General features: G+C 72.0%; 14 protein-coding genes and 1 pseudogene. 8 read left to right on the top strand and 7 right to left on the bottom strand.

Going from position 1 to position 20092, the window contains the following annotated elements; all coding sequences use genetic code 11:
• Genes AB0R04_RS03120 through AB0R04_RS03105 form a run of 4 tightly spaced genes read right to left on the bottom strand, consistent with a single transcriptional unit; the run spans position 1 to position 2726 of the window.
• Positions 1-384 carry a polyketide dehydratase gene (locus AB0R04_RS03120; protein ID WP_363367651.1) on the bottom strand — a complete coding sequence of 128 codons (384 nt, stop codon included), beginning with the start codon at positions 382-384 and terminating at the stop codon, positions 1-3.
• 7 nt (positions 385-391) lie between these two features.
• Positions 392-940: a thioesterase family protein gene (locus AB0R04_RS03115; RefSeq protein WP_363367649.1), complete on the bottom strand. Its 549-nt coding sequence runs from the start codon at positions 938-940 to the stop codon at positions 392-394.
• Positions 937-2322 carry an aminotransferase class III-fold pyridoxal phosphate-dependent enzyme gene (locus AB0R04_RS03110; protein WP_363367647.1) on the bottom strand — a complete coding sequence of 462 codons (1386 nt, stop codon included), beginning with the start codon at positions 2320-2322 and terminating at the stop codon, positions 937-939. Before AB0R04_RS03110 ends, AB0R04_RS03115 begins: the two co-directional genes overlap by 4 nt.
• Positions 2319-2726, bottom strand: a complete 408-nt coding sequence (locus AB0R04_RS03105; RefSeq protein ID WP_363367645.1) for an acyl carrier protein — start codon at positions 2724-2726, stop codon at positions 2319-2321. Before AB0R04_RS03105 ends, AB0R04_RS03110 begins: the two co-directional genes overlap by 4 nt.
• A 511-nt stretch (positions 2727-3237) precedes the next feature.
• Here AB0R04_RS03105 and AB0R04_RS03100 point away from each other — a divergent pair.
• The 5 genes from AB0R04_RS03100 to AB0R04_RS03080 are packed head-to-tail and all read left to right on the top strand — an operon-like array spanning position 3238 to position 8263.
• Positions 3238-3753 (top strand): hypothetical protein, encoded by a 516-nt coding sequence (locus AB0R04_RS03100; protein ID WP_363367644.1) that lies wholly within the window; start codon positions 3238-3240, stop codon positions 3751-3753.
• A gap of 1 nt (position 3754) precedes the next feature.
• Positions 3755-4669 (top strand): dihydroorotate dehydrogenase, encoded by a 915-nt coding sequence (locus tag AB0R04_RS03095; protein WP_363367642.1) that lies wholly within the window; start codon positions 3755-3757, stop codon positions 4667-4669.
• Positions 4666-5448: a creatininase family protein gene (locus AB0R04_RS03090; protein WP_363367640.1), complete on the top strand. Its 783-nt coding sequence runs from the start codon at positions 4666-4668 to the stop codon at positions 5446-5448. Before AB0R04_RS03095 ends, AB0R04_RS03090 begins: the two co-directional genes overlap by 4 nt.
• A complete protein-coding gene (locus AB0R04_RS03085) occupies positions 5445-6740 on the top strand; it encodes a hypothetical protein (protein ID WP_363367638.1) in 1296 nt (431 codons plus the stop codon). The genes AB0R04_RS03090 and AB0R04_RS03085 overlap by 4 nt, the downstream gene beginning before the upstream one ends.
• Positions 6737-8263, top strand: coding sequence for an MFS transporter (locus AB0R04_RS03080; protein WP_363367636.1), 1527 nt, complete (start codon positions 6737-6739; stop codon positions 8261-8263). Before AB0R04_RS03085 ends, AB0R04_RS03080 begins: the two co-directional genes overlap by 4 nt.
• Positions 8264-8421: 158 nt before the next feature.
• On the opposite strand, the gene AB0R04_RS03075 is transcribed toward AB0R04_RS03080, so the two are convergent.
• Positions 8422-16023: a LamG-like jellyroll fold domain-containing protein gene (locus AB0R04_RS03075; protein WP_363367634.1), complete on the bottom strand. Its 7602-nt coding sequence runs from the start codon at positions 16021-16023 to the stop codon at positions 8422-8424.
• Between the two features lie 314 nt (positions 16024-16337).
• On the bottom strand, positions 16338-17492 hold the full coding sequence (locus tag AB0R04_RS03070; protein ID WP_363367632.1) for an ATP-binding protein: 1155 nt from the start codon (positions 17490-17492) through the stop codon (positions 16338-16340).
• A 312-nt stretch (positions 17493-17804) separates the two neighbouring features.
• On the opposite strand from AB0R04_RS03070, the gene AB0R04_RS03065 reads away from it, so the two are divergent.
• Positions 17805-18011, top strand: coding sequence for a hypothetical protein (locus AB0R04_RS03065; protein ID WP_363367630.1), 207 nt, complete (start codon positions 17805-17807; stop codon positions 18009-18011).
• Between the two features lie 478 nt (positions 18012-18489).
• Here the strand turns inward: AB0R04_RS03065 and AB0R04_RS03060 are convergent, their stop codons facing one another.
• Entirely contained in the window at positions 18490-18699 is a 210-nt protein-coding gene (locus AB0R04_RS03060) for a DUF6243 family protein (protein WP_063352004.1), read from the bottom strand.
• Positions 18700-19138: 439 nt separating this feature from the next.
• Here AB0R04_RS03060 and AB0R04_RS03055 point away from each other — a divergent pair, with 439 nt between their 5' ends.
• On the top strand, positions 19139-19657 hold the full coding sequence (locus tag AB0R04_RS03055) for a tyrosine-type recombinase/integrase (protein WP_363367628.1): 519 nt from the start codon (positions 19139-19141) through the stop codon (positions 19655-19657).
• 88 nt (positions 19658-19745) lie between these two features.
• Positions 19746-20072: pseudogene (locus AB0R04_RS03050) on the top strand (phospholipase domain-containing protein); the annotation flags it as partial.
• Between the last annotated feature and the right edge of the window lie 20 nt (positions 20073-20092).

The following is a 20092-nucleotide window of genomic DNA, read 5'->3' as shown; positions in this document are numbered from 1 at the left end:
TCACCACGGCCGGGCCGCCACGGGATCGACCTTCGCCCGGCTCATCGCGCCGCGGAACCCGGCGACCGACCGGCCCTCCACGGTCACCACCGCGGAGAAGGCGAAGGTGGGGCCGGACAGCCGGTCCGCGCGGACGTCGAGCACGACCTGGTCGCCGGGCACGACCGGGGCGAGGAATCGGGACTTGACCGTGCCGACCAGGGTGACCTCGTCGTCGGCGAGCGGATCGCTGCTCAACTGGTAGAGCAGGACGCCGGACTGGGCGAAGGCCTGCATGGTGTGGCTGCCGGGCAGGATCAGCCCCGGGGTCAGGCCGCGCTCGGGCAGGTGCCCGGACAACGCGCCCATCTCCGCCGAGACGGCGAACATGCTGCGCAGGAACACGCCGGGCTCATGGTCCAGAACCCGGTCGATGAACAGGCGGGGGTGGCGTCCGCGCACCAGGGCGGCGATGGCCGAGGTGCCCAGCGGACGTGCCTCGCGGACCGGGGTGGGCGGGGGTGCCGACTCGTTCGGGTGTCGCATCCGGGACGATTCCTCTCAGGGCCTGTCGCAGCGGTGCCGGTAGGGGCACCGCGCGCCGGGTGTCGGGGGCGACGGCGGCGAAGACGAGGTCGCCGGCCACCAGCGGGGTGCGGGTGCCGTCCTGCTCCTCCCGCAGCAGACGTACCGCGAGGGCGAACCAGGCCGCGCCGACGTGGTCGACCCGGGTGTCCCCGATGATCACGTCGCGGTACACGGCGCTGTTGAGGTAGGTCACCCGCAGATCGGCGACCACCAGGTCGACGTCGGCCGCGCCGAAGGCGGTCAGGCCCGCGTCGTGCGCTTCGAGGTGTTCGGTGCCCGCGGTCTCCATCAGCGAGGTGTAGCGGGAGAAGTGCACGATCCCGGTCGCGTCGGTGTCGACGTGCTCGACCCGGGTGCGGAACCCCGCGCTCACCACAGGGCCCGGGCGCCGGCCGCCACCCGGTCCACGATCTCGTCGGCCTGCGTCCCGGTGGTGATCAGCGGCAGCACGATCCGCAGGGTGGGATGGACGTAGCGCCGGCCGCCGGAGCGTCTGCCCGCGCCCGCCATGAACTCCGCGTACACGCCCGCTTCGATCAACTCCCGGCGCAGCGCGCCGATCCGGTCCGCCGCCGCGGCGGTCAGTTCCACGCCGAGCATGACCCCGCTCCCGCGGACCTCGGTGAACACGTCCGGGTGGCGGCCCACCAGGGCGTCGTCGAGACGCTTGGCCAGGTCCACGCCGACGTCGGCCGAGCGTCGCAGCAGCCCTTCGGTCTCGATGTGCTCGATGCCGTCGCGGATCACCGCACAGTTCGGTGGCCGCAGGTCGGAGGTGGTCACGGCGCCGGAGGAGCGGACGGCCAGCTCCTTGCGGGCGATCACCATCGAGGTGGACACCGTGCCCATGCCCAGGAACTTGCCGATGACGGTGATGTCGGTGGGCACCGGTCCGTCCGCGTCGCGCATGGCGAACCAGCTGCCGGTCTTGGCGAACGTCAGCACCTCGTCGGCCACCAGCAGTACACCGTCGGCCGCGCACCGCCGAGCGAGTTCGCGCAGGTATCCGGGCGGAGGCGCGAGGATGCCCGCGTCGCCCTGGATCGGTTCGACCACGACGGCCAGCAGCCGGTCGGCGGACGCGGCGAAGTACTCCGTCAGGGCGTCGAGGTCGCCGAACGGGATGTGGTGGACCCGGACGCCGTACGGGCCGGCGGTGTCCGCGCCGGGCAGCCCGGCCCGGTAGTACCTGCGGTTGAGCAGCTGCACCAGCCCACTGGTCCAGCCGTGCCAGGCGCCATGGAAGGCGAGGATGGTGTCGCGCCGCTCCTTGCCCGGGCGGTGGCACAGCCGCCGGCCGTCGAAGCGGGACTCCAGCACCAGCCGCAGCGCCAACTCGTTGCCCTCCGAGCCGGAGTTGCGTCCGCTGACGTGGTATCGCCCTGCGGGGAAGTAGTCGGTCCACAACCCGCCGGGGCCGAAGAGCCGGTCGAGGAGCTCCGCCCGTTCCAGCGAGCCCAGTTCGTCGGTGACGTTGCCGACTCCGGTGCTGCGCGCCAGCGCCGCTCGTACGACGGGGTGGTCGCCGCCCAGGGTGGCGCTGGCGTAGCCGCCGCTGGCGTCCAGCAACCGCAGCCGCCTGCCCCGGCGTTCCCGGCTCAGGTCGACCACGTCGAGGTGCAGGCCGCTGCCGCCCACGCAGGCGAACGGGAGCCGGGCCGACCCGTAGTGGTTGAGGTGCAGGTCCGTGCCGCGCAACAGCACACCGGTCCGGTCCCCGGCGTGGTCGTCACCGGCGACCGGGGCCGTGCTCACGCGGTGGCCGGGGGGCGGTCGGCCCCCGACAGCCGCTCGACCAGTGCCAGCACATCGGCGAGGGTGGACAACTCCCCCGCCGCGACGGCCTCGTCGGGGATGCTGATGTCGAACGCCTCTTCACACTGCACGCGCAGTTCCACGAAACCGAGCGAGTCCATGCCGTAATTCTCGCGGAGCCTGTCGTCGAGTCGCATCCGGTCGATCGGCACCTCCACCAGCACCTCGGAGTGCAGAATTCGTTTGATGGTCTGCAAAGGATTCACCAGAACTTCCCCTCTGGGTGGGTTCATTCGAACAGGCGGCGACCGTGAATCCGGCGCGCGGGAAAGCGAGTGAGATCGCGGAAACGGTCGGGCCGAAAGCGGGCCGACGCTGATCGAATACAGGCCGGCGTCAGCCATCCACGCTTTATCGAAGCTAGCCGAGGCTTTATCACCTGTCAATGGTCGCCGATTTACCCGCCACGCACCTTCGAGCGCCGGAATCGACGATTCTTTTGCACATTAGTTCGACGGCGATTCGGCCATTGCCGAGCACATGGTCCGTACACCTGCGAAAACCGGCCCGCAACGCGCTTCCCGAGCGGGCCGGGATCGACAGCCGAGCGGCAGTTATGCACCTTTTATGCGATTTGAGACGCATCTCCGTCTGGCGCATATGCTTCTTGTCCTGGTGAATCATCCCGAACTAGCCTGAGGTCGTCCATTTGTCTGGATGGACGCAGAGCGCGGGAACGGGTACGCCATCGGGCTCCCCGGCGGCAGCGTCAGGCCTCGCACCCGGCTCCCTCCCGGTTCACTGCAAGCGCACCAGCTGATGGCGCTGACCACTTCTGCTTCCTGTTCCTGCCGACCGAAGTCCGCCCCCTTGCACGGCCGTCGGCAGACTCCTTCGAAGGAGCCTCGAAACCTCATGAAAGTCACCCCGGACGCCCTGCGCGGCGTCACCGTTTTCGTCGGCGGCCCGATCCAGCACGCCTTGGTGCCCGGCGGGATGGCGGCACCGGTCCACGATTTCCTGAGACTGACCATCGACCAGTCGCGGCAGGCCGGCGCCACCGTGCTGTCCGCACACGTGGCCGAACGATTCGGTGCCGACACCGCTTCGTTCACCCCCGAGGAGGTGTCCGTGCGCGACTACGCGTGGATGCGCGAATGCGATGTGTTCGTGCCGGTCCTGCCGGTGCTCGACGGCACCTTGCTGCGCACGGACGGCACGCACATCGAACTGGGGTGGGCCAGCGCGCTGGGCCGCCCCATCGTGGGCATCACCGACCAGCCCTTCGCCGAGTCGGCCAGCCACCTGCTCAAGGGACTCGCCCAGGTCGCCGCCGCAACGTTCCTGTCCGCCAAGGAGATCGCCAAGGACCCGGCACTGCTGGTCGACGGCGTGCTCGCGGCGCTGGGCCGGACCAGGGCGGCGGCCTGACATGGCGGCCCCGACCCACCTGCTGGGAATGCACCTGGCCAATCCGGTCGTGGTCGGCTCCGGCCTGCTCACCGACCAGGAGCGCAACATCCGCAGGCTGCTGGACGCCGGCGCGGGCGCGGTGGTCACCAAGACCATCCACCCCAACCCGCCGATCGGCCTGGACGAGCGCCTCGTCAGACTGCCCACCGGAATGATCAACAGCACCACCTACTCCAAACGGTCCGTCGACCACTGGGTGCGCATCCTGCGCGACCTGACCCGGGACGGGCTGCCGGTCATCGCGTCGCTGCACGCCGACAGCCCGGCGGAACTCGCCGAGCTGGCGGCCCGCGTGGAGGCGGCGGGCTGCCGGACGCTGGAACTGGGCATCTCCTGCCTCAATGAGGAGGACGGCCTCGACGACACCCCCGAGCGAGTGCACGCCTACACCGCGGCCACCCGCGCTGCGACGCGGGTGCCGTTCTCGGTCAAGCTGGCCAGCGGGGAGGGCCTGCACGCCCGGGCGTTCGCCGCCGCCCGAGCCGGCGCCGACGCGGTGACCATCAGCGACACCCTGCCCGCCGCCGCCGTGCACCCGCAGACCGGTGACCTCCAACTCGGCGGCGTGTTCGGCTACTCCGGACCGGGCATCAAGCCGCTCGTGCTGGCCTCCCTGTGGAAGCTGCGCCGGGCCGGGTTCACCCTGCCCGTGCTGGCCTCCGGCGGCGTGCAGTCGGGCCGGGACGTGCACGACTACCTGGCGGTCGGCGCGGTGGCGGCCCAGGTGTACACCGCGCTGCACACCGACATGTACCCCACGCTCGCCCGGATCGTGGCCGAGACCACCGGAACGGGGACCACCGGCGCGGGGAACACCGGCCGGGGCCTCGAACCCGTCACCGGCGCGGACCGATCCGGCCGGGTGCAGCCATGACCCCCCGCAGCGCCGGGCCGCAGCTGTGCGACCTGAGCAGCGCCGACGTCCTGGCGGCCACCACCGGGCGGACCGTGGTGTGGCCGGTGGGAGCCACCGAACAGCACGGTCCGCACCTGCCGCTGTCCGTGGACACCGTGCTGGCCGAAGCGTTCGCCCGGCAGATCGCCTACGAGCTGAACGCCCTGACCCTGCCGGCGCAGTCCATCGCGGCGCGGTCGCTGCCGCAGAGCGGCGGCGGCCTGGCCTTCCCCGGCACCGTCTACGTGCGCGGTCGGTCCCTGCTGGCCTTCCTGGAGGACGCGCTGGAGTCGTTGTGCGCCCTGCCGTGGCGCCGACTGCTGGTCGTCAACGGCCACTTCGAGAACGAGCCGTTCCTCTTCGAGGCCCTCGACGAGGTGGGCCGACGACCGGCGGCCGCGGGCAAGGAGTTCATCGCGCTGAGCTGGTGGAGCCTGGTCGACACCAACTGGCTGGCCGGGCGGGTGCCGCTCTTTCCGGGGTGGCACGCCGAGCACGCGGGGATCACCGAGACCAGCCTGATGCTCTACCTCCGCCCGGACCTGGTCTCGGCCGCACGGCCCGACCACGCCGACCCGCCCCGCCCGGGGATCTACCTGCACCCCGCCGACGTGAGCCGCACGACCAACCAGGGTGTCCTGTCGAGCACTTCGGGCGCCACCGCCGGCCTGGGCAAGGAGCTCTTCTGGCACGTGGTCTCGGCCGCGGTCGACCTGGTGTCACAGAACAACGGACTGCTGCACGAGGAGAAGACATGACCGTGCCCACCCTCTGCGTGAGCAACGCCGTCGACACCCTGCGCGACTTCGCCGTCCGCGCCGACGACGTCGACGAGCTGCTGTCGGAGTGCTACGCCCAACAGGACCAGGCCCTGTTCTGGGGGCCACTGGACAAGATGCTCATCACCTACGAGCCGATCGGAGACCTGGACTGGCAGCGGAAGTTCCTGGAGATCGACGGTGTGGTGAACCTCAGCCCGGCGGGCCGCACCGGCTCGCTGTTCGCCGACATGCTCGCCGATCCCGAGCTGATGGCCGCCGTGGCCGCCCACGCCGGGCCGGGCCGCAGACTCCGGCTGATCCCGCACACCACCACCGCCGACCTGTGGCGGTTCACCGAGGCCCTGCGCACCCGGTACGACGTGGTGACCGAGCTGCCGGAGAGCCCGCCGCAGCAGGCCCTGCGCGACCTGCTGGACACCAAGACCGGCCTGCGCGACCTGGCCACCGACCTCGGCATGGCCGACGGACCCTGCCGCATCCCGCCCGGTACGCACTGCGCCGGGAAGCAGGACGTGCCAGCCGCCGTCCGGGACATGCTCGCGACCGGCACACCGTGCATCGTCAAGGCGGACCGCGGCGAGGCGAGCCTCGGCCTGCTGATCTTCCGGCCCGGCGACGACGACATCGCCGAACGCCTGGCCGGGAGCACCTTCTACGACGAGGACCCGGTGGTCGTCGAGGAGTTCCTCCACGGCGACATCACCTTCCCGTCCGTGGAGTACATGGTGCCCGCGGACGCCCCGCCCCACCTCTGCTACACGACCGACATGCTGTTCGAGGGCGCCACGCACCTGCGCGGCAACGTCACCGCGCGCGAGCTGCGCCGCGCATGGTGGTACCGCCCGCTGACCGAGGGCGGACTCCGGCTGGCCGAGGAGATGCAACGGCGCGGCTACCGCGGGCGCTTCGGCATCGACGCGATCGCCCGCGACGGCGTCGTCTACCTGCACGACCTCAACGCCCGCCGTACCGGGTCGAGCCACGTGCACGAATTCGGCGAGCACCTCATCGGCCCCGGCTACCTCGACACCCACGCGGTCGGCAACTACGACTTCTACGGCCTTCCGACCGGGCTGTACCTGCCGGAAGTGCTGCGCCTGCTCGGACCGCTCGTGGCCTCGCCCCGACACGCCGACCGGGGCGTGGTCCCGACCGAACTGACGGACCTTCAAACTGGCAGACTGAGCTGCATGTTCTACGCCCCCAGCCTCGCCGAGCTGCACGACCTGATCGACAGAGCCAGGACGGCTCTGGACCTCGACCGGTGAGCAGCCCGCTGCCCGTGGTCGGGACGGCCCGGCGCTGGCTGGTGCTGACCGTGGTGCTGCTGTGCTTCCTGCCCGCCGCCGTGGACGTCACCATCCTCACCATCACCGTCCCGACCCTCGCCCACGAACTGCGGGCGTCCCCGACCGAACTGCTGTGGGCGGTCGACGTGTACTCGCTCCTGATGGTCGGACTGGTGCTGGTCAGCGGGCCGTTGGGCGACCGGATCGGGCACAAGCGGCTGCTGCTGGCCGGGTTGGCCGTCTTCGGCGCGGCCTCGGCGCTGTGCGCGCTGGCACCCGGTCCGCCGGCCCTGATCGGTGCCCGGGCCCTGCTGGCGATCGGCGCGTCGATGATCATCCCGGCCACGCTGGCGTTGATCCGGCAGGCCTTCGGCGACGGCCGCGACCACGCGGTGGCCATCGGGGCGTGGAGCGCGGTCGCCGCCGGCGCCTCGGCGCTGGGACCGGTGGCCGGCGGCTTCCTGCTCCAGCACTTCTGGTGGGGCTCGATCTTCCTGGTCAACCTGCCGGTCGTGGCACTGGCCGTGCCCGCCGTGGCGCTGCTGCTGCGCAACGAGGTCGAGTCCGAGCGGCAACCGTGGGAGGCCACCTCGCCCCTGCTCTCGATGGTGGGGTTCCTGGGCTGCGCCTACGCCATCATCGCCTTCACCCACGACGGCGTCGGCATCCCGGAAGTGGTACTGCCGGCGGCGGCGGGCCTGACCGCGCTGGTGCTGTTCGTGCGACGGCAGCAGCGGATGCCGCACCCGATGCTGGACCTGTCCCTGTTCCGGCTGCCCGGGCTGCGCGCCGGAGTGGTGGCCTCGGTGCTGCCGGTGCTGGTGATGGTCGGCTTCGAACTCCAACTGGTGCAGTACCTGCAGATCGCCGAGGGGCTGTCGGCGGAGGCCGCCGCGCTGTACCTGATCCCGATGCCGTTGGCCGCGACGGTGGCGGGGCCGGTGGGCGGACTGCTCCTCTCCCGCCTGGGACAACCGCGCGCGGGCGTGCCCGCCGGCCTGCTGCTCGCGGCGACCGGATACGTCCTGGTCGCCTCCGGCACGGTGGTCCCGCTCGGACTGGCCCTGATCGGGTTCGGCCACGGCCTGGTCCAGATGGTCGCCTCGAACCTGATCATGACCACCGCGCCGTCCTCCCAGGCAGGCGCGGCGGCGGGCATCGAGTCCGTCGCCTACGAGGCCGGCGCCGGCCTGGGGATCGCCGTCTTCGGCACGGTCACCACGGTGGCCTACCGGCTGCTCCTCCCCCCGGGCACGTCATCGTCCCCGCTGGACGCGGGCGCCTCCCCGCAAACCGCCCAGGCCTTCACCGACGCCTTCCACTCCACCACCTGGCTGGCCGCCGCCCTCACCCTGGCCACGATCCTCCTGGCCACCCCGACGAGGACGTCGACGCGGTCCGGAACACCCGGCGCAGCCGCAAACGCCTCGACGTCCTCGGCCCCGTCGGGTTCGGGAACGAGCAGCACACCGAGCAGGAGACAGCCGAACGAACGGGCTTGACAGGCGTCGTCGACCGGACCGCCCGGCCGCCTCACCGATGAGGCTGACCAACCACCAGTTCCTCGACACCTCCTGGCCCCGGGGACTGGCGCGTCCCCGGGGCGATCAGCGGGCAGGTCGTGTGCAGGGCCCAGGTGCCAGGTCCCAGGGCCCGGGGCTCAGGCCTCCACGCCGTAGTACTGCGCGAGGAAGCCGATCACGTCGTCGGCGTGCGGGAGCAGCTCCGGCAGTTCCCGGGCCAGCGTGGTGCGGGTGGCCTCGGCCAGTTCGGCCAGGCCGGTGGCCGCGCCCTTCACGTACGGGTCGAGGCGGCGGACGAGTTCGTAGTTGCTCTCCACGTCCAGCTGCCGCATCGCCTTCTCCAGCGGGGGCGCGTCGGCCGGCGGGATGTCGGGCAGGACCCGGCTGACGAAGGTGACCCGGTGCAGGACCCGCCAGCACGGCGGCTTGCGGTCCGACTGGCGGGCCTGGCGCAGCGCCGCCGCGTTGGGGTCGTGCCCGTTCTCCAGCCAGAGGGGGTCGACGACCTTGTGGAAGAAGCTGTCGAAGTGCTCGCTGTCCTCCCCGAGGTAGAAGCTGAGGAAGCGGTAGGCGTCGACCTTGCCGGGCACCTTGACGGGCTGTCCGTCGCGGTCGAAGACCGGGTTGCGGTCGCCGTCGTAGCTCTGGAGGTTGCTGCTGGGCGCGACCTCGACCTCCAGGCCGAAGGAGCGGGTGGCCTCCTTGCCGCGGGCCCGGGTGGTGGTCATCCCGCCGCCGACGGAGGCGTCGAGCTGGGCGCCGATGCCGATGCCGGCGATCTGGAAGGAGGTGCCGATCGAGGTGCCCACCGAGCCGGAGAGCGAGTACGAGCCGGCCGTGGTCTCGCTGACCACGTCGGTGGTCTCGGTGGTTTCGGCGAAGAAGCCCCCGGCGGCCGTCCACACGTAGGTGTTGACCAGGTCGCGGCGGGAGAAGCCCTGCCCGGTCGCGCTGTCGGTGGCGTCCCGGCCGCGGGCCGGCGAGGCGTCCGCGCCGATCGCGCCGCCGAGCACCCGGCCGGCCCGCTGGGCGAGCGGGTCGGGGGCGTGGGTCTCGGTGGAGACGCTGTCGTAGTAGCTGTGCAGGCGCTGCTGGTCGCGCTGGATGCGGCGCTTGAGCGCGTACGCCTCGCGGGGCTTGAAGTAGCTGTACTCGCCCCGGTCGCGGGCCCCCTGGTAGTCGGGGTCGGCGACCTTGCCGCGGGCGTCGAATCCGACGGTGCCGTCCAGGGTGCCCTGCTTGGTGTAGCGCGGGTTGATCGGGAAGGGGACGACGTTCCAGTCCTTGGGGATGTCCGGGTTGGGCTGGATGCGGTAGGCGACCAGCGCGCCGCTGTGCGCCAGGCGCAGCGCGAAGACGTCGGCGGTCTGCGACTGGACGACGGCGAAGCCGGTGTTGGCCGGGACGTACCGCCGCCCGGCGGTGGGGTTGAGCACCCTGCCCGGGTCCTCCCAGTGGCCGGTGAGCGAGACCTTGGTGGTCCGGGCGGTGTTCTCGCCCTGGGAGACGGAGGTGTCCTCGGCCCAGCTGTTGGAGAACTCCAGGTTGCCGCGCACGCTCGCCGAGACCCCGCCCTTGGCGATGGACTTGGCGATGCCGAAGCCGAGCGGGGCGGTGATCATCCAGACGTCGACGTCCACCTCGTTGGAGAGCGCGAAGCCGAAGGCGGCGTCCACGCTGCGCTCCTTGGCGGAGGACAGCGAGCGGACGACCTGTTCGGCCTCGGTGAGTTTGACCGTGGAGGCGCCCTCGAAGGTGTCGCTGCCCGGGTCGGTCAGGCCGGCGGTGAGGTTCTCCGAGGGGATCGGCGGGGCACCCTCGACGTAGCCGATCAGCTGCGGGTCGAACTGGATCTGGCTGACCCACTCGCTGACCAGTTCGCCGACCTTGTAGCCGGTGATCAGGTGCCAGCGGCCGTCCTGGAGGTAGCTGTAGGCGCGCTTGAGGACGCCGAACGCCTCGCCGCGCGAGCCGTACTGCATGTCGGCGTACTCGGCGACCGCCGGGGCGGCCGAGATGCTCTGGTGGAACGGGGTGCGCAGGCCGGCCAGGGCCGATCGGACCTGGGCGGCGTCGTTGGAGACCGGTGCGCTGGACAGCACCGTGCGCGGGCGGCTGGCTTCCGGGCCGAACTCCAGGTGGTTGCCGCGCAGGCCCTCGTCGCGGACCTGGGCGGTGCGGGCCTCGGTGGAGTCCCGGTCGAACGGCCAGTAGGCGACCAGCTCCTCCTTCTCGCCCTTGAGCCGGGTGAACAGGTTGTCCAGCAGCTGCTCGTGGGTGCGGGCGGTGCGCCAGATCCGCACTTCCTCCAGCATGCCCTCGAACGCCTGGGCGGGCTTGCCGCGCTTGAGCACCGCGCCCAGGGTGAGCTGCGGGTCGCCGTTCTCGGCGAAGGCGGCGGTGTCGGGCAGGCCCGGGGTGGCGGGCAGGCCCGCGGTGTCGGGCAGGCCCGGGGTGCCGGCCGGGTCGCAGGCCACGGCGACGCCGTTGCGGTACAGCCGGAAGACGCTGCCGCGCGGGTCGGGGTTGCGGACCCAGCGGGCGCCGCGCAGCCGGGCCGGGTGCGAGCCGGTGGCGTCGGCCGTGGTGCTGCCCGTGTTCTCCTCGAAGCGCCAGTGCGCGACCAGGCCGCGGTCGCGGGCGGTGACGGCGGTGCCGAGCCGGGCGGCATCCCGGGCGGCGCCCCAGATCCGGACTTCGGCGAGCACCCCGGTCAGCTGCTGGACGGTGGCGCCCTCGCGCGCCCGGCCGAGCTCCAGCGGCGCGTCGTTGCCGCGCGGCCCGGGGCCCTCGTAGCGGCCGGCGCCGATCTCGCGGCCGTCCAGGTGGAAGCGGATGTCCTGCCACTCGCGCACGGCGAGCGACTCGACCAGCTCGACGCTCTGGGTGACGGGCTTGCCGTCGACGCCGGTGGCGGTGATCTGCCGGGTGCCCTTCTGCTCCTGCATCGAGCGGCCGCCCTTGCGGACCACGGCGATGCGGTGGAACTGCCCGGCCCGCACGCCCTCGGTGGAGGTGAAGCGCACGGCCCGGCCGTCGGGCTCCTCGAAGGCGAACTCCAGCCGCCCGTCCGGGAGGACGGCCAGGCGGTAGGGCACGCTGCCGCCGATGCCGTCGGCGGTGCGGCCCTTGGAGAGCAGGCCCTGGGTCTCGCCGAGGCGGTCGACGCGGGCGAACACCTCCAGGGTGAGGTCGTCGGCGATGTCCAGCGCGTCGTCGTCCGGCACCTCCAGGTGGGCGTCGCCGGTCAACTCGACCGCCCAGGACTGCTGGTAGGCCAGGGCGAGGTGGCTCCACTCGCGCAGCGGGAAGGTCTCCCGGCTGACCACCCGGCGGTCGCCGACGGCCGCGACGGCCCGGCAGCCGGCGTCGGCGATCGGCGAGCGGGCCGGGACGGGCTTCGGCATGCCGCGCAGTTCGGCGTGCCGGTTGTTTCCGGAGCGGTCGGTCAGGACGGCCGGGGTGCCGGGAGCGGGCGCCGTGTACGTCCAGTAGCCGAGCAGCCCTGCCTCGTTGCCGCTCAGCCGCCGCCCCTGGTCGGCCCGCAGCTCGTCGCCGCCACGCGCCTTGGACCAGAGCCGGACCTCGTCCAGCCGGACGGCGGCGAAGTCGCCGGGCCAGCACAGCACGGTGCCCAGCGAGAGCCGGCCCTGCCCGCGGTACGGGGCGTTGGCGGTGCGCCGGGCGATCTCCTGGCCGTCCAGGTAGATCACCTGCTGGCGGGTCTCCCGCTGGAAGACGCAGGCCCAGTGGTGCCACTTGGTGTCGGAGAACCGCTTGGTGGTGTCCAGGTCGTCGTCGTAGAAGGCGAACGTGAAGAAGCCGTTCTTGCGGAAGCCGATCTGCAGGGTCTCGTTGGCGCGTCCCTCGGTGCCGCTGTGTCCGAGCAGCATGTGCGGCCGACTGTCGACCTTGGTGCGCTGGGCCCAGAACTCCACCGTGAAGTCGCCGTCGCCGAAGCCGAAGGCGTCGGGCACCACGGCGGCGTCGTCCGTGCCGTCGAAGACCAGCCCGGAGGTCGCCTGGGTGCCGAGCAGGCCGAGGCCGTACGGGGTGTCCCCGGCGTTGGCGTGCAGCAGCCGCACCGGCCCCTCGACCCGCTCCGGGTTGACCCAGGCCTCCAGGGTGAGGTCGCCCGGGGTCGCCGCCCGGGGCAGCTGCCCGGCGGGCAGGGCCAGGAAGCGGCCCTTGCCGTCGAAGGCGTAGGCCCGGCCCGGCATGTCGGCCCGCCAGCGCCCGCCGTGGCCGCGCACCAGGCCGTCCGCGCTGCCCAGCGGCAGTTCGGCCAGGCCCCCGGGGTCGACGGTGATCAGCCGGGAGCCCTCCGCGAGGGCGCTGCCGGGCTGCGAGGACTCGGACCAGCGGTGGTCGTAGCGCACCCGCTGCACGCTCATCCCGGGCTTCAGCAGGGTCTGGTCCGCGCCCGCGCCCAGGCGCAGGGACTTCGATCCGGCGGGGTGGCTGCCCTCGAAGCGGAAGCCGTGGCCGCCGACGGTCACGAAGCCGGGGCCGGACAGCGGGGCGAGGGTGCCCTCGGTGAACTGCACCACGTCGCCGTCGATCCGCAGCACGGTGGCGATCGTCACGGGCTGCTCGGCCGCGCCGTTGACCACGGCGGCGAAGTCCTCGGCCCGGCGGGGCAGGTGCGACCACTTCTCGATCTGGCCGTCGTGCCGGACGGTGAGGGTGACCTGCGTCGGGCCGTCCCCGGCCTCGACGGTGATCGCGGTCCCGGTGAGGTCGGTGTTCGCGTCCCGGGCCATGAAGGAGACCGTCCGCCCGCCGGCGGCCAGCTGCCGGGAGGAGCGCAGCACCTGGCTGTCGTAGTACGCGGCGAAGAACTGCCCGTTGCCGCCCCGGAAGTAGAGCACGACGTTGCCGGTGGCACTGTCCAGCAGGAACGGGCGGTCGCCGGCGCGGGCGAAGCCCAGCAGCGCGCCGGAGCCGCTCAGCCCGGTGCGGTCGACGGCGAGCTGCGGCACCGGCAGGGCGATGTCGTCGGAGCCGCGCACGCCGCCGGTGAGCCGGCCCAGTTCGTCCTGCTTGGCAGCGAGGCCGGCCTGCTGGGCGGTCAGGTCGCGGCGCAGCTGGGTGAGCCGGTCCTGCTTGGTGGCGAGGAGTTCCAGGCGCTCGGTGAGCTCGGAGATCTGCCGGCTCAGCCGGTCGGTGGTGGGGTTGGACTTCAGCGAGTTGCCGATCCGCTCCAGGATCAGGACGCCCTCGCCGGAGGCCTTCGCCGCCGCGTAGTCGTACTGGACGATGCGGTCGCCCTGGCTGTCCCGGGCCGCGATCAGCTTGTAACTGTGCCGGGCCACCAGGCTGTTGCCGTTCCAGCCGTCGAGCGCGAAGTGGGTGGCGGCGTTGTCGGCCTCCCGGGGGTACTGGATCAGGGGGATGTCGTCGCCGGTCCTCCGGTTGTCGACGTTCATGTCGAGTCCGGAGTTGGCGTTCCTGACGAAGCAGCAGGGGTAACCGTTGAGCGTGGTGCCGGTCGGCTCGAAGGTCCAGACCGTCGACGCGGCCTGCCTGTCGGCGGTGCGCACCAGCGGGGCGACGCTGTCCTTTCGGTCGCCCTGCACCGCGAGGTACTGCTCCTTGCCGTCCTTCTGCAGCTTGAACCGCAGCCGGTAGCGCCAGTAGGTGACGTCGCTCTCCAACTCGGTGCGCGCCTCGGCGCGTTGGCGCTCGACGTCGGGGACCTCGGCGGTCTCCAGCTGGAGGCGGGTGATCTCGGCCTCGGTGGCGGCGATGTCCCGGGTCAGCCGGGCCACCTGGGCGTCCACCTCCCCGGCCGCGTCCACGTTCCCGCTGGACTCCGGCGCGGCCAGCACCGGCAGGGCCAGTTCCTCCGGGACCTGAGCCAGCCGGCCGTCCCGGCCCACGCCCAGGTCCAGGGTGGCGACGTAGGCCTCGTCGGTGGCCTGGCCGGTCACCGGGTCGGGGCCGCCGGTGGTGCAGGCCAGCAGCACCCTGGCCTGGCGCTTGACCGGCTTGGACGTCTGGTCGTAGCCGGCGGGCGCGGCCTCCTGCTGGTGGTGCAGCATCGCGGACAGGCCGGAGACCACCCGGCGCCCGGTGAAGGTAAAGCTGCTGCGGCTCACCCCGGAGTCCTCGCCGACGGGGGCCTCGGAGGTGACCCAGACGGGGCCGCCGCTCAGCTTCGCGTGTCGGCCGTGGTCGGTCTGGTCGTGCAGCGTGGTGCCGGTGCCCTCGTCGAAGCGGTAGTAGACGGCCAGCCCGGGTTCGTTGCCGATCAGACGGCGGCCGCGGTCGGCGGCGATCTCCTGACCGCTGCGAGGGCGGAGCCAGATCCGCACCTCGTCCAGCTCGCCGCGCCCGAACGAGCGGGCGCCGCGCCCCAGCGTGAGCCCGCCGAGGCCGGCGTACGGCATGTCCGTGGTGCGGCGGCCGACTTCGACGCCGTCGCGGTAGACGATCTGCTCGCGGGTGTCCCGGGCGAAGACGCAGGCCCAGTGGTGCCAGTCGGTGTCCGTGGTGCGCTGCGGGATGTCCAGGTCGTCGTGGAAGAAGGCGAAGGTGAAGGTGTCGTCCGGGCGGAAGCCGATGTGCAGGGTACGCAGTGGGACGCCCTTGGAGGCGCCGTGGCCGATCAGGAAGTCCTCGCGGCCGCCGGTGGCGGTGCGCCGGGCCCAGAACTCCACCGTGAAGTCGGAGTCGGCCAGTTCGAGGGCGCTGCTCGGCAGCTCCGCCGCGTCGTCGACGCCGTCGAAGCGCAGCGCCGTCCCGGCCCGGCCGCCCCCGCCCGCCGCGGGGACCAGCGGACGGCCGGTGAACGGGCAGGTGCCGGGCGCGCTCTCGTAGACGGCGTCCCGGTGGCGCGGGTCGGGGCTGGTCCAGGCCTGGGTGCCCTGGGTGCTGAACAGGCCGTCCCGGCCGCGCTCGACGCTGAAGCCGTCGATCCGGCCCGTGGTGTCGTTGTGCGCGAAGAGCTGCCAGCGCTCCCGGCCGTGCACGGCGGTGGGCACCAGCAGGGCGGTGAACCGGCCCTCGGAGAGGTTGTGGACGAAGGACAGCTCCTGGGTCGGTTCGACGAACGGCCGCCCCTCCATGTCCTGCGTGCCGAGGCTGTCCTTGGCGGAGTCCGGGCGGCCCTTGTGCCGGCTGCGCCGGTAGCGGACCTCCAGCACCGGCTTCAACTCGCCGCCGGCCAGCACGAAGCGGTCGCACAGCAAGGTGGCGTCGACCGCCGCGACCTTGCCCTCGCCGCCCTTGGCCAGGTAGTCGGTGCGCGCCGGGTCGCCCGAGGAACCGGCGCCGTCGGCGAGCCGGAACACCGCGTCCGGGTGGTCGGCGCGCACCGACTGGCGCAGCACGTACACGTGGGTGCCGTCGGACAGGACGTGGAAGGGGGCGGCGGCTCCCAGCCGGGCGGTGCTGGACAGGAACCGGTCCAGCTCCTGGTCCTCCAGCCGCTCCGCCGCGTCCGCCTCGACCCGGCCGCCGCGCTTGACGACGGGCATCCGCACCGCGCCCGCCACCGCGTAGCCGACCCTCGCCACCTCCGTCGGGAAGCGCAACGCCAGCGGATCCTCCGACCAGTACGCCGCGTCCGCCTCGCCCTTCGCCTCGTCGTGCTGCGACAGGTCCAGAACGCTGTAGACGATCCGCCGTTGGTCGTCCATCGCGAACGCGACCGTACTGCCTTGGTGCCGCACGGTCGTGGTGTGCACGTAGGCGCGATCGCTGTAGACCTTCGCCAGGTGCTGCGTCTCCGTCAAGCTTCCACCTCATGCCGGGTGGCCGAAGGGCTACCGACGGCCACGCGATCAACACAGAACGTGTCCACGCTTTCACCCGATGTGACTGATCATCAAGATACTTTCGGGCCATGGAACATGGCCGATCACGCCATCCGCCCCGGAGCACCCGGGCGCTCCGGGCGGGGGGCGGTCGCCGGTAGGTCACGGCCCTGCGGGGTTTTGAGATCGGCCGCGCCCTGTGGCTGGTGGGGTCGTTGGGATCGTCCGCGCCCACCGAAAAGCCCAGGCCGGGGACCAACCCCGACCTGGGCTTCGGTGTCTTCGGCGTGCTGTCAGCGGCGGGTGGTCATCGAGATCCGGGCGAGGACGGCGGTCGCCTGCGCCGGGTTGGCGCGAAGCCAGGCGGCCAGGTGCTCTCGGACGGCCTCGGCGACGCAGGCGCGGACGGGCCCGCTGCCCAGTCGGTCGCGGGTGGCCCCCTCGAACTCGGGGAGATCGAGCTTCACCGACACGACCGCCGTCAGGCCCGCGCCGAACTGGGCGGGAGTGAGGTCGGGGTCGGACGGCATGAGCAACTGCTGCTCGCGGGCATGGGCGTTGAGCGCGGCCGCCAGGCCGTCGCGGAAGCCGAGCTCGTGCGTGCCGCCGTTGGTGGTCGGCCGGCTGTTGACGTAGCTTGCAACCCGCTCCTCGCGCGAGTCGCACCAACGGAAAGCCACCTCGACAGTCCCCTCCATTTCGGAGCACTCGCGCTCGAAGCCGATCACATCCGGGTGGAGGGGGGCGGCGCCCTGCTCAACGATGCGGTCCCTCGGTCCGCCCGGGAACCGGAAGCGGACGGCCCGGGGCGCCGCGGGGTCGCGGTCATCGGTCAGAGTGACGTCCAAGCCCCGGTTCAGGAAGGCCAGTTCCCTGAAACGCTCGGCCAGCGCGTCGAACGAGAACTCCAGCGTCTCGAAGATCTCGGCATCCGGCCGGAAAGTGATCGCGGTCCCGCTGCCGTCGGCCGGTCCAGCGTGGGCGGGCGTCGCGACAGCCACGCCTCGCTCGTACTCCAGCACCCAGCGGGCGCCGTCGCGCCGCACCTCGGCCGTCAGGCGGCCCGACAGTGCGTTGACTACGGCCAGTCCCACGCCGAAGTAACCGCCGAGCAGCGAGCGCCGGTTGGCAGGCTGCGCCCCCCAGCAGAGCACGGTCAACCGGGTCTCCAGCGCAGGGCCGTCGCTGTGGGCTGCGTGCTCGACCGGGAGGCCCATGCCGTCGTCGGCGACGCGGACGCCACCATCGGCGGTGAGGGTGATCTCCACACGGCTGGCGGTGCCGCCGAGGGTCTCGTCCAGCGCCCACTCGGCGGCCTCGAACACCAGGCAGTGCAGGCCGCGCTCACCGACCGATCCGATGTACATCCCGGGCCGCTTCCGAACGGCCTCCAGGCCCTCAAGAACCACGATCTTGCTGGCGCCGTACGCCTCTGATTCCTCGCCCATGATGCCCCCTCCGAAGGTGCCCGACAAAGCTCCCCCAGCCTAGGAGATTTCCGAGAAAACACCAGGTCAGAGCCAGTTTTGCGAGGTCACGGACGGGCCCCTGAGGGGCAATCGCGAGCGCCCGGCCGGGACGGCTGCGCACTGCCGCCGCGATCCGGCCACGGCCCCCTGAGGGGCGTCTGAGGCACCGTTCCGGGCGGCTGCGGGGCCACGAGTTCCAAGAATTTTCACGTCGCCCCGGGCGTGCAGCATCTGCCGCTGTCGGACGGGACACCGCGATGGTGTCAGCGGCCTGTCGTACAGTCGCCACCTGTGACAACGACCCTGATGGCGTACGCGGGCACCACGGGGCCCGACGCGCCGACCACCCGCACCGGCGGCGTGCCGCTGGCCCCCGCCGGTACTACCTGGCCGCAGTGCGCCACCTGCGGCGGACCGATGCTCGTCGTCCAGCTCAAGGAAGGACGGGACCACGCCACAGCGATGAACTTCGGCGGCCGCGGCGAGGCCTACGCATAGATGTCTGTTATCGCCCACGGGCGCTCATAGGCGCTCACCAGTCGTGGTCCCAAACTGGTCCCCAGGGCCCCGGTCACTGCGGGTGACGACAATCTGTCGACCCTTCAGCAGGGCCCGCCTGTGGGTTCCGCATCGGCCTGTCCGCCGGAGTCGTTCTGGCCAGCGGGTTTCGCGGTTGTCCCACCGAGGTGTCCACCAGTGTTGTCCTGCGGCCGCGTCCACTTCCTCTGCCGCCGCCGGCTGCGGTGTTGCCCGGGCTGGGCACGGGGACGTGCTGAGCTGCTGGTGCAGCTCGGGGTGGTGGCAGTGACGGGGCTGCCGATCCTGCGGCTGCCCCGGGTGGTCAGCTGAGCTGAGACGCGGGTGGTCGGCCGAGAGCTGAGCGGGACCGGCCGCGCCCGGTACGGCAGCAAGGCTCGGACCGCGCGTCGCGGTCCGAGCCCTGCCCCGTGCGGTGCCGCGCTGCGGCGGCGGTGCGTCAGCCCTGTACGGTGTCGCCGCCCGCCTGCCCGGCGCCCTCAGCCGTTCCTGCCTTCTCGCGCATCTTGCGCACCAGCTCCGCCTTCTGGTCGGCTGCACCCTGGCGGTCGAGGTTGCGGTGCGGACCGTTGTTCTGCCGTTCGGCGCGGGACTGCCTCTTGCGCTGGCCGCCGCCCATGCCCACGGGGTTGTTGATGTTCTTGCTCACGGTCGTGGGTTCTCCCGGTGGTGAAGTGAAGTGAAGTGATCTACGGATTCATCGGTGGGGGACGGGCGGCGACGTCGAAGGACGTCAGCAGGGGCCCATCACGCGCTCACTCGTAAATCGGGGTCTGGAAGAACATGGCAAAGACGTTACCTGGTTCCGTCGGCCCTGCACACCAACCTTCTCGCCGCCCCCTCGTCGGCCGGGCCTTCGGCGAGCGCCCTGGGCCGGCCGGTTCCTTCGGAATCCCCACACCGCCAGCACCCGCCAGCACCCGCCGGTCGTCGCCGCCCGCCGTGTCCAGATGGGCGTTGCTGGGCCACGGGGGCGTTGCCAGTGGTCGCGAGCACACTGATGGCATGAGAGGTCATCTCACTTGCGTCCCGCCGTTGCGGGACAACCCTTGGCTCGGGCAGCGGCGATTCACCTGCCGATTTCCCTCATGGGCCGCAAGTTGTTCGTCCGCTGGACCCTGTCCGCCGTGGACAACGGAGACCTCCACTTCAACCAGCCGAAGACCGAGGCCAGCCGCGCCTGGATCAGCCTCTCCCCCAGAGTCATGACCGCCCTCCACCGCCAGGCCGCGATCCAGATGGCCGCCCATCCAGCGGGCCGGCTGGAGGGCCTGGTCTTCGCCAACTCGGATGGATCGCCCCTGCGGCCCCAGTGGGTCCTCGACCAGCTCCGCAAACGCACCGCCGAACTCGGCCTGCCCCGGATCGGCCTGCACGACCTGCGCCACACCGCGGCCAACATCATGATCGCCGAGGGCATCCCCATCGCCGTCATCTCCAAGACCCTGCGCCACGCCACCCTGGCGACCACGATCAACCTCTACGGCCACCTCCTCAAGGACTCCGCCGACCAGGCCGTGCTCGCGTTGACCCAAGCTCTCGACCGGGCCGCCGTCGGGCGGAGTCCGGCCCCCGGGCCTGGCGAAGTCTTCCAGCGGGCGGCGTAGCCACGCGTCGAACGACTTCGGCACTACGGCTTGGAACCGAGCGCGGGGCGTCTCTGGCCGGAGCGCCGGTCAGAGACGCCCAAGCCTCGTGTCAGCGGCAGGGAGCTCGTCTTCCTCAAGGTCCGGGCCCAACGGCTTCCGCCGTGAGTTCTCCGGACCGCGCCACGGGCCGGGTGCCGCCCTCGTCGTCACCACGGCCATCGCCGAGTCCACGCACACCCTCGGCATCATCCTGACCAACCACGCAGACACCCCCGTGACCGCCGACATCGACGACCGACTCGACCCCACCCGCGGGGAAACCCACACCGTGGACGCGGGCAGGACACTCACTCTCCAGCACGACACCGACGCCGCCCACGGCTGGTACGACCTCACCCTCACCGTCGACGGCGTGCCCTCCTACAGTCGCCGCCTCGCCGGGCATCTGGAGGA

It is taken from the genome of Kitasatospora sp. NPDC056731, assembly GCF_040687675.1.
Taxonomy (GTDB): Bacteria; Actinomycetota; Actinomycetes; order Streptomycetales; family Streptomycetaceae; genus Kitasatospora.
Note: the sequence above shows the minus strand (reverse complement) of the source record. Positions and strands in the feature narration are given on the sequence as shown.

Coding starts and splice junctions, on each gene's coding strand:
- AB0R04_RS03105 (WP_363367645.1), bottom strand. CDS start 2,726: ATGGCTGACGCCGGCCTGTATTCGATCAGCGTCGGCCCGCTTTCGGCC.
- AB0R04_RS03100 (WP_363367644.1), top strand. CDS start 3,238: ATGAAAGTCACCCCGGACGCCCTGCGCGGCGTCACCGTTTTCGTCGGC.
- AB0R04_RS03095 (WP_363367642.1), top strand. CDS start 3,755: ATGGCGGCCCCGACCCACCTGCTGGGAATGCACCTGGCCAATCCGGTC.
- AB0R04_RS03090 (WP_363367640.1), top strand. CDS start 4,666: ATGACCCCCCGCAGCGCCGGGCCGCAGCTGTGCGACCTGAGCAGCGCC.
- AB0R04_RS03085 (WP_363367638.1), top strand. CDS start 5,445: ATGACCGTGCCCACCCTCTGCGTGAGCAACGCCGTCGACACCCTGCGC.
- AB0R04_RS03070 (WP_363367632.1), bottom strand. CDS start 17,492: ATGGGCGAGGAATCAGAGGCGTACGGCGCCAGCAAGATCGTGGTTCTT.
- AB0R04_RS03055 (WP_363367628.1), top strand. CDS start 19,139: ATGGGCCGCAAGTTGTTCGTCCGCTGGACCCTGTCCGCCGTGGACAAC.